11 protein-coding genes and 1 other RNA gene are annotated in these 15,014 nt (G+C 74.4%); 9 read left to right on the top strand and 3 right to left on the bottom strand.

Annotated elements, in window-relative coordinates; translation table 11 throughout:
* Positions 1–75 precede the first annotated feature (75 nt).
* Positions 76–3,489, bottom strand: coding sequence for an FHA domain-containing protein (locus ACIQ8B_RS13495; RefSeq protein WP_403546765.1), 3,414 nt, complete (start codon positions 3,487–3,489; stop codon positions 76–78).
* Positions 3,490–3,989: 500 nt separating this feature from the next.
* Here ACIQ8B_RS13495 and ACIQ8B_RS13490 point away from each other — a divergent pair, with 500 nt between their 5' ends.
* The 4 genes from ACIQ8B_RS13490 (at position 3,990) to ACIQ8B_RS13475 (ending at position 9,340) form a co-directional block, all read left to right on the top strand.
* Positions 3,990–5,666, top strand: a complete 1,677-nt coding sequence (locus ACIQ8B_RS13490) for a serine/threonine-protein kinase (RefSeq protein ID WP_403546764.1) — start codon at positions 3,990–3,992, stop codon at positions 5,664–5,666.
* A gap of 109 nt (positions 5,667–5,775) precedes the next feature.
* Positions 5,776–7,014, top strand: a complete 1,239-nt coding sequence (locus tag ACIQ8B_RS13485; RefSeq protein ID WP_403546763.1) for a serine/threonine-protein kinase — start codon at positions 5,776–5,778, stop codon at positions 7,012–7,014.
* A gap of 198 nt (positions 7,015–7,212) precedes the next feature.
* Positions 7,213–8,319 (top strand): peptide chain release factor 2, encoded by a 1,107-nt coding sequence (gene prfB, locus ACIQ8B_RS13480; protein ID WP_290007049.1) that lies wholly within the window; start codon positions 7,213–7,215, stop codon positions 8,317–8,319.
* A gap of 307 nt (positions 8,320–8,626) precedes the next feature.
* Positions 8,627–9,340, top strand: a complete 714-nt coding sequence (locus tag ACIQ8B_RS13475) for a hypothetical protein (protein ID WP_403546762.1) — start codon at positions 8,627–8,629, stop codon at positions 9,338–9,340.
* Positions 9,341–9,445: 105 nt separating this feature from the next.
* Here ACIQ8B_RS13475 and ACIQ8B_RS13470 read toward each other — a convergent pair whose 3' ends face one another.
* The gene (locus tag ACIQ8B_RS13470; RefSeq protein WP_106413971.1) at positions 9,446–9,637 is read right to left on the bottom strand and encodes a hypothetical protein; all 192 of its coding nucleotides are present in this window, start codon (positions 9,635–9,637) and stop codon (positions 9,446–9,448) included.
* A gap of 267 nt (positions 9,638–9,904) precedes the next feature.
* Between ACIQ8B_RS13470 and ftsE the strand changes: the two genes are divergently transcribed.
* The 5 genes from ftsE to ssrA all read left to right on the top strand — a co-directional run bounded on the left by ftsE (position 9,905) and on the right by ssrA (position 13,831).
* Positions 9,905–10,594: a cell division ATP-binding protein FtsE gene (ftsE, locus tag ACIQ8B_RS13465; protein WP_004987389.1), complete on the top strand. Its 690-nt coding sequence runs from the start codon at positions 9,905–9,907 to the stop codon at positions 10,592–10,594.
* Positions 10,595–10,623: 29 nt separating this feature from the next.
* On the top strand, positions 10,624–11,541 hold the full coding sequence (gene ftsX / locus ACIQ8B_RS13460; protein WP_403546761.1) for a permease-like cell division protein FtsX: 918 nt from the start codon (positions 10,624–10,626) through the stop codon (positions 11,539–11,541).
* 67 nt (positions 11,542–11,608) lie between these two features.
* Positions 11,609–12,769, top strand: coding sequence for a S41 family peptidase (locus ACIQ8B_RS13455; protein ID WP_290007042.1), 1,161 nt, complete (start codon positions 11,609–11,611; stop codon positions 12,767–12,769).
* A 60-nt stretch (positions 12,770–12,829) separates the two neighbouring features.
* Positions 12,830–13,309 (top strand): SsrA-binding protein SmpB, encoded by a 480-nt coding sequence (gene smpB, locus ACIQ8B_RS13450; RefSeq protein ID WP_048460724.1) that lies wholly within the window; start codon positions 12,830–12,832, stop codon positions 13,307–13,309.
* A gap of 118 nt (positions 13,310–13,427) precedes the next feature.
* Positions 13,428–13,831, top strand: a transfer-messenger RNA (tmRNA) gene (gene ssrA / locus ACIQ8B_RS13445).
* Between the two features lie 94 nt (positions 13,832–13,925).
* Here the strand turns inward: ssrA and ACIQ8B_RS13440 are convergent.
* Positions 13,926–14,933 carry a LacI family DNA-binding transcriptional regulator gene (locus ACIQ8B_RS13440; RefSeq protein WP_290007038.1) on the bottom strand — a complete coding sequence of 336 codons (1,008 nt, stop codon included), beginning with the start codon at positions 14,931–14,933 and terminating at the stop codon, positions 13,926–13,928.
* Positions 14,934–15,014: the final 81 nt, after the last annotated feature.

Raw genomic sequence — 15,014 nt, 5'->3', positions numbered from 1 at the left:
GGGGCGCTCGCCGCAGGAGGGCGGGGAGCACGGCACCGCGGCCGCGCTCCCCCCTGGAGCGTGGGCGCGGGCGTCCTACAAGAGGGACGGCACCCCGGTCGCCGCGACCTGGCGGGCGGCCCGGTCGAGGGCGCTGGCGAGGAGGGCCAGGTCGGTGGGGCCGTTGCCGAGTTCGCGGACCTGGCGGCGGGCCGGCGGGTCGCCCATGCGGTGCCACTCCAGCGGGACCACGGTCGGCCGCAGCGTCGCCGTGCGCGGGATGCGGCCCGTCACCCGGCCGCCCTGGAACGGCGTCTCCCGCCCGTCCCGGCAGGCCAGCCGGCCGCGCCCCGGCGCCGGGTCGTCCGGGCCGCGTCCCGCGACCGGCGCGTCCAGCGTGACCAGCAGTGACGCCTGCTTCACCGGCTCGGTCTGCGCCGTCCGGGGGCAGGGCGCGGTGGCCGCCACCAGATGCACCCCGAGCCGCTCGCCGTCCCGCGCCACCGCCTCCAGCGCCCGCATCACCGACCCGGCGGCCGGGCGTCCCGGTGAGCCGAGCGCGGGGGAGACCAGCGCGTCGAGGTCGTCCACGACCACCACGAGCCGGGGCAGCGGCGGCGCGGCCCGCGTCTTGCGGCGGTCCGCGCCCGGCCGCAGCCGCACGGTCGCGCTGGGCGGCGTGTCCAGGTCGCCGTTCGACGCCGTGCGCTGGGCGACCATCCGGTCCGCCAGCGCCTGTCCGGTGTGCCACTCGGCGAAGTCCGAGCGGCCCAGCAGTTCCGCGCGCCGCTTCAGCTCGGCGCTCAGCGACTGGGCGAACTCCCGCATCCGCACCGGGTCGTCGGCGCCGAGGTGGGTGGAGACGTGCGGCACGTCCGTGCACACCCGCAGGCCCTCGCCGTGCCCGGCGCCGGTCACCGGGCCGCCTTGCCCGTCGACCAGGACGATGCCCAGCCGGTCGGGGCGCTCGGCCGCGGCCAGCGAGGCGACGACCGCGCGCAGCAGCTCCGTACGGCCGCTGCCGGCGGGGCCCTCGACCAGCAGGTGGGGTCCGTCGGCGGCGAGGTCGGCGGTGACCGGACCGCACGGTCCGGCGCCGAGGACGGCGGTGGCGCGTCCGCCGAGCGCCCGGGTGTCGTCGGCCGCGTCGGCCCAGCGGGCCATCAGCGACGCGGGCGTGGCCCGGGCCAGGCCCAGTTCGTCGAGCAGCCGCGCCGACGGGGGCAGCGGCGCCGACACGCGCGGGTGCGGTCCGGCCGCGGGACCGTCGGGGCGCAGCGGTGCGAGCGCCCGCGCGAACCGCTCGGCCCAGGCCGTGGAGACCGCGTCGACGGTGGCGAGGGTGCCGTGCCCGACGGGTCCCGGCGGGGAGCCGTCGCCGGCCTCGGCCACCCGCAGCAGCCGGAGCGCGGTCGCCACGTCCCCGCTGAGCAGGGCGACCGCCCCGCACCGGCGGAACGCGGGCGCCGCCGCGCAGGCCGCCTCGTAGGTCTCCGTCACCGGGGACGCGGGGGAGGCGGCGGGCGTCTCGGCGAGGCACAGCAGATGGACACCGGCGCGCGGTCCTTCCACGGCGAGCCGTGCCACGGCCTCCCGGACGTCGGCGTCGCCGGGGTCGCCGTCCACCACGACCACGGTGTACGGGCCGGCGCCCGCCGGTGCGCCCGCGTGATCGGCGAGGCGGCGCAGCAGTTCGCCGGCGCGGGCCGCGGCCTGCTCCCGGTCGTGGGCGAGGAGCAGCCGGCAGTCCTGTCCGTGCCCCGGCCGCAGATGCGGCAGCCAGCCCAGCCAGGACCACTCGGCGGTGCGCTCCGCCGCCGGACGGGAGGGGTCCGCGGCGATCAGGACGATCTCCAGCGTGTCGGGGGAGTGCAGCGCGGCGAGCTGGGCGAGCACCGCGCGGGCCAGCCCGGAGAGCCGCTCGCGCGGTCCGGCCAGCCCCAGCGCGCCGGCCTCGCGCAGCCCCACGGTCACCGGGACGACGGGCAGCAGCCCGGAGCCGTCCGGCGCGGGCCGGTCTCCGGTGCCGAGCCGCACCGCCAGCGCCTCGGGGTGGTCCGGCCCGCGCTCCCACAGCCGGGGGCCGGGGCCCAGGGCGGTCAGCAGCAGGGCGGCCGGGTCCGGCCAGGTCTCGGGCCGCGCGGGAGCGGCGGGGCCCGGGACGTGCGCCGGCCGCTCGGCCGGGTCGTCGCAGGGGGCCGCGTCCGCGTCCCGCTCCTGCCGTCCGCCGGTGAGCCGCCGGGCCCAGGCGCCGATCCCGACCCGCTTGCGCGCCCGCGGCGGCTCGGGGACGTCGGTGCCCCGTACGGGGGTGCCCTCGCGGGTGCCCTCGGAGGCGCCGGCGGTCCGGTCGGCGGTGGCGTCGCCGTACCGCCCGTCGCGGGCGTCGCCCGTGGTCCGGCCGGTGGGCCCGGCGGGCGCGGGTCCGGGACGGGCGGTGGGCGCCTCGTCCCGCGTCTGGCCGTGCCCGGGGTCGGCGTGCAGGCCGTGCGCCTGCCCCCGTCCGGCGTGCGTCTCGGCCGCCGGGACGGGCCGCGACACCCGCCGCCCCTGGGGCGCCCGGGGCACGTCCCCGTGGGCCGCGATCCGTACGGTGCGCCGGCCGGGGTCCCCGCCGCCGCGCCGCTCGGCCTCCGGCGGGCCGCTCTGCTCCGGCACGTGCGGGAGGGGGCCCGGCACGGCGCGGGCGGGGGTGCGGGCGTCGGCGGCGGACGCGGCCCGGTCCGCGGAGCCGTAGGCGTGGTGGGTCCGGGCGCGCGGCCTCTCCGGAGTGCCCCGGAGATCATCCGGACCCGGCGTCCCCGGGGCGTCGCGCCCGCTCGCCGTGTCCGCCGCACGCGGCCCCGGCACCCGTACGTGCCCCTCCCCGTCCGGGGTCGTGGCCGTCCGGGCGGGCGGCCCCTCCGCCGGGGTCAGCCGCAGGGCCGACTCGCCGATGCGCAGCAGCGCGCCCGGGGCGAGCCGCACCGGGCGGGAGCCCACGGGGCGGCCGTCCAGCGTGGTGCCGTTGGTGGAGCCGAGGTCGGCGACCGAGACGCGGCCGTCCGCGCCGACCGTCACCGCGCAGTGCAGCCGGGAGACGTCCGGGTCGTCGAGCGGCACGTCGGCGTCGGCGGAGCGGCCTATGCGGATCTCCCCGCCGTGCAGCAGGTGCACCCCGCCCGCGTCGGGCCCGGCGACCACGTGCAGCCGGGCCGGGGTCGTGTCCAGCTCGGGGTGCGGCTCGGGCTCGCCCGGGGCGCCCACCGCCAGCACCGCGCCGTCGATCAGCGGGGGCTCGCCCAGTGTGCAGCGCTGGGCGTCCAGGCGCTGGTCACCGGCGTACAGCACGGGCGCGCCCGACGAGCCGGAGGCGCCGTCGCCGCCGGAGACCGCCGAGGCCAGCGCGGAGGCGACCGCGGCGAGGGCCGTGCCCGCGGGCGCCGTGACCAGCACGTCGCAGCTCACGGCCCGCTCCCGGACGGGTGAGGAGGGGCCCAGCGGGTCTACGACGGTCAGCCGGATCTGCATCGCCGTCAGCGGTCCCTTCTGCGCGGGCGCCCGCGACACGGGGGACGAAGCCGCCCCGCGGTCCCCCTCCGCGGACTTCCCCCACCGCCACACGCGCACGTACGGTCCAGTACTGCCCGCATCCTCGCACCTGTCACCGACAGCGCGCCCGCCTCCGGACATCGAATGATCTTGATTGGTCGGCTCTGCCCGTAAAAATGCCTGACCAATGACGCGCGGACGATCCTTCCGGGCCGACTTGAGATCGGTCACGTCCGGGACGCGGCAACCAACGGACAGAGTCGGGCGTCTTTCCCGCAGACTCCGCGCACACGCGGAATCCGCGCGATCGACGGAACCGCCGAACAGGAACGGGAGCCGGTGCGCGAGACCCGGCACAGGGCGACGCGGAAGTCGGCCGGCCGGTATCCCGCGCGGCGGCACTACAGTGGGTCGGAACATTCCGCAGCAGGGTGGACCACGGTGTACGCCAGCCAGGCAAGCAGCAGGGAGCGCATGACGTGCGGCCGGTAGGGAGCAAGTACCTGCTCGAGGAGCCGCTCGGACGCGGCGCCACGGGCACCGTCTGGCGTGCGCGCCAGCGGGAGACCGCGGGCGCCGAGGCGGCCGTGCCGGGCCAGCCCGGCGAGACCGTGGCGATCAAGGTCCTCAAGGAGGAGCTGGCGGGCGACGCCGACGTCGTGATGCGCTTCCTGCGGGAGCGCTCCGTCCTGCTGCGGCTCACCCACCCCAACATCGTCCGGGTCCGCGACCTGGTGGTCGAGGGCGAGCTGCTGGCGCTGGTCATGGACCTCGTCGAGGGCCCCGACCTGCACCGCCACCTGCGGGAGAACGGCCCCTTCACGCCCGTCGCCGCGGCCCTGCTGACCGCGCAGATCGCCGACGCGCTGGGCGCCAGCCACGCCGACGGCGTGGTGCACCGCGACCTCAAGCCCGCCAACGTCCTGCTCAAGCAGCAGGGCGACGAGCTGCACCCGATGCTCACCGACTTCGGCATCGCGCGCCTCGCCGACTCCCCGGGCCTGACCCGCACCCACGAGTTCGTCGGCACGCCCGCGTACATCGCGCCGGAGTCCGCCGAGGGCCGCCCGCAGACCTCCGCCGTCGACGTCTACGGCGCCGGCATCCTGCTGTACGAGCTGGTCACCGGCCGCCCGCCGTTCTCCGGGACGTCGGCCCTGGAGGTGCTGCACCAGCACCTGAGCGCCGAGCCGCGCCGCCCGTCCACCGTGCCCGACCCGCTGTGGACGGTCATCGAGCGCTGCCTGCGCAAGAACCCCGAGGAGCGGCCCAGCGCCGAGAACCTCGCGCGCGGCCTGCGGGTCGTCGCCGCGGGCATCGGCGTGCACGCGAATTCGGCGCAGATCTCCGCCGCGGAGAACGTCGGCGCGCTCCTCGCCCCCGACCCCGCGCCCGCGCCGGTGCCGGGCGAGCCGTCCGCCCCCGGCGCCTCCGACCCCACGCAGGTGCTGCCGCAGAACCCGAACGGCGCCTACGACCCCCACGCCGCGACCAGCGTCCTGCCGCAGACCGGCCCGCCGCCCGGCGCGGCCGACCCCACAGCCGTGATGCCCCCGGTGCCGCCCGGGCAGCCGGGCCAGGCCGCCGGCGGCCCCGACGACCCGCACCCCTGGCAGAGCCAGCTCCGCGCGGCCCGCGACCGCAACGAGCAGACCCAGGTCCAGTACCTCGACCCCAGCCAGGACCCGCTGCGCCGCCGCCCCCAGCGGCAGGTGGCCCGGCCCCCGCAGCAGCCGCCCCAGCAGCCGCAGCGCCGCCCCCAGCAGCAGCCGCCGCAGCCTGGCCCCGGCTACGGCTACCCGCAGCAGCCCCCGCAGCAGCAGTACGCCCCGCCGCCGGAGCGCCAGCGCCGGCAGCAGCCCCAGCCGCCGCAGCGGTACGCGCCGCCGCCGGAGCCGCAGCGCCCTGCGCGGGAACCGCGCCAGCCCCGGCAGCGCGGCGCCAACCCGATGCGCATCCCCGGCCTGGGCTGTCTCAAGGGGTGCCTGTTCACGCTGCTCATCCTGTTCGTGGCGAGCTGGCTGATTTGGGAGCTGAGCCCGCTCCAGGACTGGATCGGCACCGGCAAGGGCTACTGGGACCAGCTCAGCGACTGGTTCGGCTCGATCACGGGCTGGATCGAGGACCTGGGCGGACCCTCGGACCCGGCGAACTGAGCTCGTCTGCCGCTTTGTCGACATCCGGGGTCCGATTTCCGGGTCTCCGGTGAAGGTCACCTGTCCGGACGCGTAGCTTGGGCGACAACACGCGTCGGTAGGAGCAGTCTTGGCACGGAGAATCGGCAGCCGGTACACCGCCCACCAGATCCTCGGGCGGGGCAGCGCCGGCACGGTGTGGCTGGGCGAGGGCCCCGGGGGGCCCGTCGCCATCAAGCTGCTGCGTGAGGACCTCTCCTCGGACCAGGAGCTCGTCGGCCGCTTCGTGCAGGAGCGGACGGCGCTGCTGGGTCTGGAGCATCCGCACGTGGTGTCCGTACGGGACCTGGTGGTCGACGGCAACGACCTCGCGCTCGTCATGGACCTGGTCCGGGGCACCGACCTGCGCACCCGGCTGGACCGGGAGCGCCGGCTCGCCCCGGAGGCCGCGGCGGCGATCGTCGCCGACGTCGCGGACGGCCTGGCGGCGGCGCACGCGGCGGGGGTCGTGCACCGGGACGTCAAGCCGGAGAACATCCTGCTCGACATGGAGGGCCCGCTCGGCCCCGGCGGCTCGCACCGTGCCCTGCTCACCGACTTCGGCGTGGCGAAACTCATCGACACCCCGCGCCGCACCCGCGCCTCGAAGATCATCGGCACGCCGGACTACCTGGCCCCGGAGATCGTCGAGGGCCTCCCGCCGCGCGCCGCCGTCGACATCTACGCCCTCGCCACGGTCCTCTACGAGCTGCTCGCGGGCTTCACGCCGTTCGGCGGCGGCCACCCGGGCGCGGTGCTGCGCCGGCACGTGACCGAGACGGTCGTCCCGCTGCCCGGCATCCCCGACGAGCTGTGGCAGCTGCTGGTGCAGTGTCTGGCGAAGGCCCCGGCGTCCCGGCTGCGCGCCTCCGAGCTGGCCGCCCGGCTGCGGGAGCTGCTGCCGATGCTGGAGGGGATGCCGCCGCTGGACGTGGACGAGCCGGACACCGACCCGGCCGAGGAGACCGCCGAGGAACTGCCCGGCGCCGCCCCCGCCGCCGGACAGCCGGTACGCCGCCGCGGCGCGGTCCCCTTGGTGCCGGGCGCGAAGCCGTCCGACTCCAACCGCGACACGCACACGTCGATGCGGGTCCCCGCGCCCGACGAGCTGGCGGGCGGAGCCCACGGCACGGCCCGCGCCCCCCGCGCGGCCGGCGCCCCCCGCCCCGGCTCGGCCCGCAACCGCGCGGTCACCCGCCGACGCCGCCTCACGCTGGCGGTGACAGCGGCGGTCCTGGCCGCGGCCGGCGTGGGCACCTGGCTGGCCACCTCGGAAGAAGCCGCACCCCCGCCGACCGACATGGAGAACTCGGCCCCGGCCGTCCCCTGAAGACACGGGGAGGCGACCCCCTGGGGGCGCGGGGAACCGCGCGAACGGGGGTCCGGGGACGGAGCCCCCGAGAACGGTCCTCAGGGGCGCGGGGAACTGCGCGGCCGGGGTCCGGGGGCGGAGCACCCGTAGGCGGGAGGCGGACGGGCGGCCCCCGTCCGGCGTGGCCCACGGCGGGAAGCCGTTACGCTGGAGGGCGTGGCAGTCGTCGACGTATCCGAAGAGCTCAAGTCCCTCTCCTCGACCATGGAGTCGATCGAGGCCGTCCTGGACCTCGACAGGATGAGGGCAGACGTCGCCGTGCTCGAGGAGCAGGCGGCAGCGCCGTCCCTCTGGGACAACCCGGACGAGGCGCAGAAGATCACCAGCAAGCTGTCCCACCTCCAGGCGGAGGTGAGGAAGGCCGAGGCCCTGCGCTCGCGGATCGACGATCTCGCCGTGCTCTTCGAGATGGCCGAGGAGGAGGACGACCCGGACACCCGCGAGGAGGCCGAGTCGGAGCTCGCGTCGGTCCGGAAGGCGCTGGACGAGCTGGAGGTCCGCACCCTCCTCAGCGGCGAGTACGACTCCCGTGAGGCGCTGGTCAACATCCGCGCCGAGGCGGGCGGCGTGGACGCCGCCGACTTCGCCGAGAAGCTGCAGCGCATGTACCTGCGCTGGGCCGAGCAGCGCGGCTACAAGACGGAGCTGATCGAGACCTCGTACGCGGAGGAGGCCGGCATCAAGTCGACCACCTTCTCCGTGCAGGCGCCCTACGCCTACGGCACCCTCTCCGTCGAGCAGGGCACGCACCGCCTGGTGCGCATCTCGCCCTTCGACAACCAGGGCCGCCGCCAGACCTCCTTCGCGGGTGTCGAGGTGCTCCCCGTCGTCGAGCAGTCCGACCACGTCGACATCGACGAGTCCGATCTGCGCATCGACGTCTACCGGTCCTCCGGCCCCGGCGGCCAGGGCGTGAACACCACCGACTCGGCGGTGCGCATCACGCACCTCCCCACCGGCATCGTGGTCTCCTGCCAGAACGAGCGGTCGCAGATCCAGAACAAGGCCACCGCGATGAACGTCCTCCAGGCCAAGCTGCTGGAGCGGCGCCGCCAGGAGGAGCAGGCCAAGATGGACGCCCTCAAGGGCGACGGCGGCAACTCCTGGGGCAACCAGATGCGTTCGTACGTGCTGCACCCGTACCAGATGGTCAAGGACCTGCGCACGGAATTCGAAGTCGGCAACCCGGAGGCCGTGTTCAACGGCGAGATCGACGGTTTCCTCGAGGCCGGAATTCGCTGGCGCAAGCAGCGGGAGAAGTAGGACTCCGCCCGAACGCCGATATGTCGACAAGGCAACTGCCGCTCACCCAGCGGCAGTTGCCTTGTCGTGTCAGGGATTTCCGGGATCTGTGTCACAGTCACAGCTTCCGTGTCGCGCAAAGCGTGCGGAGCCGGACATCGCGCGCGCAACGGCCTTGACGTTCTTTTGGAAAGTCGGAAGGGTGAAGGGCGGCATGCGCAATTCTGGGGCGCATGTGAACCGGGGGGCGTTTCACCACAGTTACCTCCGTTGATCACGGCCCCGGGCGCCGCCTCACTGACGATGAGCTACTGGGGGTAGCAATCACATGACCAAGAAGACGCGGATCCGTGTCGCACGTGTCGCGGCCGGTGCCGTGATAGCGGCCGGCGCCTCGCTGACGGCGGCCGGCGCCGCCTCCGCCCTCGAGATCGGCGTGAGCGCCGAGGCGAACGGCGCGGGCCTCGGCGTCGGCCTGAACGCCGTCGAGGACGACCCGGAGGACCCGGGCGACCCGGGCGACCCCGGTGACCCGGGCGACCCGGGCTGCGACATCGGCACGAACCCGGACTGCCCTGGTGACCCGGGCGACCCTGGTGACCCTGGTGACCCCGGTGACCCGGGCGACCCGGGTGACCCTGGTGACCCTGGTGACCCGGGTGACCCGGGTGACCCCGGTGACCCCGGTGACCCGGGCGACCCTGGTGACCCCGGTGACCCCGGTGACCCGGGCGACCCGGACGACGGCGACGAGACCCCGGGTGACGGCGAAGGCCCGGTCGAGGAGCCTTCCGGGGCCCCCGGCGGCGGCCTCGGCCCCGACGGCGGCGCCTCGCCGCAGGACGAGGGCTCCTCCGCCCTGACCGACACCGGCGAGGAGCCCCCGGCCACCTCGGCCCAGGGCAGCGGCAAGGAGCTGGCCGAGACCGGTGCCGCCGAGACCACCTTCCTGGTGATCGGCGCCGCCACGATGATCGCCGGCGGTGTCGGCTTCCGGGTGCTGCCGCGCCTGATGACCGGCCGTGGCGGTGCGGCCGCCTGACGGTGGCCGCGCGCGCACGCACCGTGCGCACGACATGACACGAGGGCCCGGGGCGCCGCCGCGCTCCGGGCCCTCGCCGTGTCCGTGAACCCCTGTCCGTCCTGGTCAGACGGTCTGATGGGCGAGCAGCGCGACCGCCGCCACCAGCACCGCCAGCAGGGCGATCAGCATCATCGGGTTCAGCCCCGCGAAGAAGTTCTCCTGCTGCATCCGCTCGCGGTTCGCCCGGCACACGGGGCACCGGCCCTCGCTCACGGGCGCGGCGCAGTTCGCGCACACCAGCCGGTCGTACGTCATGCGCTCGCCCTCCTCGCGCCGATTCCTGGGGGTTCAACGCCCACCACCGGGTGAACGTTCCCCCTCCACTGTGCCAGGTTCCCGCCGGGACCGCGCCGGGTCCTCCTCGGCCGGGGCCTCCCGCGGGAGCGCGGCCGTCCCCCGGGCGGGCGGCGCCGGCCGGAACAAAGGGCGCATCTTCTCCACAACCCCCTCCGGTGACTGCGCTCGGCTCTCCGGGTCGCGTAAGGTCACGCTCATCTACCCCCGGCTACCCGTGGTGCATCCGTGATCCGATTCGACAACGTGTCCAAGGTCTACCCCAAGCAGAACCGCCCCGCCCTCCGGGACGTCTCCCTGGAGGTCGAGAAGGGCGAGTTCGTGTTCCTCGTGGGGTCCTCCGGCTCCGGAAAGTCCACCTTCCTGCGGCTGATCCTCCGCGAGGAGCGGGCCAGCCACGGTCAGGTGCACGTCCTGGGCAAGGATCTCGCCCGCGTCTCCAACTGGAAGGTGCCGCAGATCCGGCGGCAGCTGGGAACCGTGTTCCAGGACTTCCGCCTGCTGCCGAACAAGACGGTCGCGGAGAACGTGGCCTTCGCGCAGGAGGTCATCGGCAAGTCGCGCGGCGAGATCCGCAAGTCCGTGCCGCAGGTGCTCGACCTGGTCGGGCTCGGCGGCAAGGAGGACCGCATGCCGGGCGAGCTGTCCGGCGGTGAGCAGCAGCGCGTCGCCATCGCGCGGGCCTTCGTCAACCGGCCCAAGCTGCTCATCTGCGACGAGCCCACCGGCAACCTCGACCCGCAGACCTCCGTCGGCATCATGAAGCTGCTCGACCGCATCAACCGGACGGGCACCACCGTGGTGATGGCGACGCACGACCAGAACATCGTGGACCAGATGCGCAAGCGCGTCATCGAGCTGGAGAAGGGCCGCCTCGTGCGCGACCAGGCACGCGGCGTCTACGGCTACCAGCACTGACGCTCCACGGAAAGGCTTGATCAGACGCCATGCGCGCCCAGTTCGTCCTGTCGGAGATCGGCGTCGGTCTCCGCCGCAACCTGACGATGACCTTCGCGGTCGTCGTGTCCGTCGCCCTGTCGCTCGCCCTGTTCGGCGGGTCGCTCCTGATGAGCGACCAGGTGAGCGCGATGAAGGGCTACTGGTACGACAAGGTCAACGTCTCCATCTTCCTCTGCAACAAGAGCGACGCCGAGTCCGACCCCAACTGCGCCAAGGGCGCGGTGACCGACGACCAGAAGGGCCAGATCAAGGCCGACCTGGAGAAGATGTCGGTCGTCGACACGGTGACGCACGAGTCGCAGGACGAGGCGTACAAGCACTACAAGGAGCAGTTCGGCGACTCGCCGCTGGCCAGCTCCCTCACGCCGGACCAGATGCAGGAGTCGTACCGGGTCAAGCTGAAGGACCCGGAGAAGTACCAGGTCATCGCGACCGCCTTCGACGGGCGGGACGGCGTGCAGTCCGTGCAGGACCAGAAGGGCACCCTGGACAACCTCTTCGGACTGCTGGAGGGCATGAACATCGCCGCCCTCGCGATGATGGCGCTGATGCTGGTCGTCGCCCTGATGCTGATCGTGAACACCGTCCGGGTGTCCGCGTTCAGCCGCCGCCGCGAGACCGGGATCATGCGTCTGGTGGGCGCCTCCGGCTTCTACATCCAGGCGCCGTTCATCATGGAGGCCGCGGTCGCCGGACTCATCGGCGGCGGCCTCGCCTGCGCCTTCCTCATCCTGGCGCGGTACTTCATCATCGACCACGGACTCGCCCTGTCGGAGAAGCTGAGCCTGATCAACTTCATCGGCTGGGACGCCGTTCTGACGAAGCTTCCGCTCATCCTCGCGACCAGTCTGCTGATGCCGGCGTTGGCCGCGTTCTTCGCGTTGCGCAAGTACCTGAAGGTGTGACGCATGCCAACAGGGGCGCGCGGTCAACGGGCCGTGCGCCCCTTTGCGTTGTCCTAGACTCACCGGCATGTCAGGTCGTGACCCGTTCTGTCGGCCCCGCAGCGTCCGCCGCGGCGCCGCCCTGACCCTGGTCTTCGCGAGCGTGCTCGTCGCCGGCGCGGCCACGGGCAGCCTCCCCGGCGCCGGCCGCGGCGCCTCCGCGGACGGCGCCGCGCAGGCCGCGCCCGTCGGCCACCGCACCGAGGTCTTCCGGGCGGCCGAGGAGGCCGCCGCCCACGGCGCCTCCCCGCTGGAGGCCGCGGAGCGCGCGGTCAGCCGCAGCGGCGACCGCTGGGCCGCCGTCTACTCCCCGGACGAGTACGAGAAGTTCGAGGCCGGCCTCGACGGCGCCTACACCGGTGTCGGCCTGTGGGCCCGCGAGCGGGACGGGCGGATCGAGGTGGCCAAGGTCGGCAGCGGCACCCCCGCCGCCGAGGCGGGCATCCGCGCGGGCGACCGGCTGCGCAGCGTCGACGGCGAGAAGGTCGACGGCCGGCCCGTCACCGAGGTCGTCTCCTTACTGCGCGGCGACACGGCGGGCAAGAGCGCCGGCAGCACCGTGCGGCTCGGACTGGAGCGCGGCTCGCGCTCGTGGAGCGAGACCGTCCGCCGCGCCCGGCTCTCCCGGGAGGCGGTCACCGTCCGCTCCCTGCCCTCCGGGGTCACGGTCATCCAGGTCACCGCCTTCACCAAGGGCTCCGGCGAGCAGGTCCGCACCGCCGTGCGCGAGGCGCCGGAGGAGTCCGGCGTCGTGCTCGACCTGCGGAGCAACCCCGGCGGCCTGGTCGCCGAGGCGGTCACCGCGGCCTCCGCCTTCCTCGACGGCGGCCTGGTCGCCACCTACGACGTCGAGGGCGAACAGCGCGCCCTGCACGCCGAGCCCGGCGGCGACACGCACAGACCCCTGGTGGTGCTGGTCGACGCGGGGACGATGAGCGCGGCCGAACTCCTCACCGGCGCCCTCCAGGACCGCGGACGGGCGGTTGTCGTGGGCTCCCGCACCTTCGGCAAGGGCTCGGTGCAGATGCCGACCGAGCTGCCCGACGGCTCCGTCGCCGAACTGACCGTCGGCCACTACCGCACCCCCTCCGGCCGCGACGTCGACGGCCACGGCCTCACCCCCGACCTGGAGGCCGGCGAGCAGGCCCTGGAGCGCGCCGAGACGGTCGTCGGCGGACTCGGCCGGTAGGCCGGTCACGGTAATCGGCTTCCCCGGGAGCCCCTCCGTAGTGCGAAAATGGGCGGCATCATGGCTAAGGAAAAAGGGCGCAAGCTGATCGCGCAGAACAAGAAGGCGCGCCACGACTACCTCATCATCGACACCTACGAGGCGGGCCTGGTGCTCACCGGCACCGAGGTGAAGTCCCTGCGCCAGGGCCGGGCGTCGCTGGTGGACGGCTTCGTCCAGCTCACCGACCACGAGGCGTGGCTGCACAACGTGCACGTCCCGGAGTACAGCCAGGGCACCTGGACCAACCACAGCGCCCGGCGCAAGCGGAAGCTGCTGCTGCACCGCGAGGAGATCGACAAGCTGGAGGCCAAGTCCCAGGAGACCGGCCACACCATCGTGCCGCTCGCCCTGTACTTCAAGGACGGCCGGGCGAAGGTCGAGATCGCGCTGGCCAAGGGCAAGAAGGAGTACGACAAGCGGCAGACGCTGCGCGAGAAGCAGGACCGGCGGGAGGCCGAGCGGGCGATCTCCGCGGTGCGCAGGAAGCAGCGGGCCTGAGGCCGCCGGGACCCCGCGGGAATGGGCTGGCATCGACCCGCGTTGGTCACGTACGATGGCTTCGCACCTCACAGTGGGTGCGGGTCACCTCCTCCGGGAGGGTTTGACAACACAACATGGGGATGATCGGTTTCGACAGCGGCTGTCGAAGCAGGGGAAGCGTGTCGAGGAAGCGGCCATGATCTCGTAAACCACAGGCCGAAAAAAATAATCGCCAATTCCAAGCGATCCCTCTCCCAGGGCGAGCTCGCCCTCGCTGCCTGATCTTCAGGTAGCGAGCAGCGGCTCCCCTACTTAAGGGAGTGTCAGCCCGGGGATGTTCCCGACCCGGATCCTGGCATCAGCTAGGGAACTAAACCTTGATCCCGGTCACGGGGTGAAAAGGGAAACCTCACAGTGACTGGGCCCGTCGGAGACTTGTCGGCGTGATCTCCGGGGCCGAGAAAAGCACAGCCGACTGCACACGGAGAAGCCCTGGTTCCGCACCGTTGGACGCGGGTTCGATTCCCGCCATCTCCACGACCCCATGTGGGCAGAGGCCCCGTCGCGCGAGCGGCGGGGCCTCTGTCATGCGGTCACGTACCGGCCGGGGAAGGCCTGGCGGCCCGGCCGGGCCTCAGCGCCCGCGCGGTGCCGTGCTCGCCCGCTCCGTCAGGCGGGGCGGCAGCAGGGTGGTGCCCGGCACGGCGGCTCCCGAGAGCTTGCGCACCAGCAGACGCACCGCGCGGGCGCCCAGCTCGGCGGCCGGGACGGCCACCGAGGTGACCGGGACGCGGGCCGCCGCGGCGACCGGGGCCGGGCAGACGGCGGTGAGGGACACGTCGCCGGGGACCCGCATCCCCAGCTCCTCGAACGCCGCGATCAGCGGGTCGACGAGCGGCTCGTTGTGCACCACCACCCCGGTCAGCGCGGGCAGGTCGCGCAGCAGCCGCTCCACGACCGCGCGGGCCGCGTCCCGGCCGGTGCCGCACGGCAGCACCGTCGAGGCCAGCCCGTGCCGGTCGGCGGCCGCGGTGAAGCCCTCCACGAGCCGGCGGGCGGACGCGGTCCGCCGGAGGTACACCTCCGGCGGCGAGCCGGCCAGCGCCACCGCGCGGTGCCCGAGCCCCGCCAGATGGTCCACGCACAGCTCCCCGGCCGTCCGGAAGTCCAGGTCCACGCAGGTCAGGCCGTCCGCCTCGGCGGGCACGCCGATCAGCACGGACGGCAAAGGGCACGAACGCAGCAGCGGCAGCCGGGGGTCCTGCCACTGCACGTCCGTCACGATCACGCCGTCCGCCAGCCCCGCCCGGGTCACCCGCCGGATGTCCTCGTCGCCCTCGCCCTGGGTGAGCAGCAGCACGTCGTGGTCCCGGGCGCGGGCGGCGGTGACCACCGACAGCGCGAACCGGGTGACCGCCGGCACGGGGATGCCGGGCCGCATGGGCACGGCCAGGGCGAGCACCTTCGCCCTGCCGCCCGGCCGGGACCGCCCGCCGCCGTCCGCGCGGTAGCCCAGCTCGCGCACCGCGGCCTGCACCCGGCGCCGGGTCGCGTCGGAGATCGGCCGCTTGCCGCTCAGCGCGTACGAGACCGTACTGGGAGAGACGCCGGCGCGCCGGGCCACATCCGTGATCTTCACCATCGGGAGTCCTCGTGGGCACGGTCCGTGGGGGGAGGAAGCGGCCGACGCCCTTGTCGAAGCGCTTCGACGGGTGAAGGTATG

This window comes from Streptomyces sp. NPDC096105, from assembly GCF_044763335.1.
GTDB lineage: Bacteria > Actinomycetota > Actinomycetes > Streptomycetales > Streptomycetaceae > Streptomyces.
Note: the sequence above shows the minus strand (reverse complement) of the source record. Positions and strands in the feature narration are given on the sequence as shown.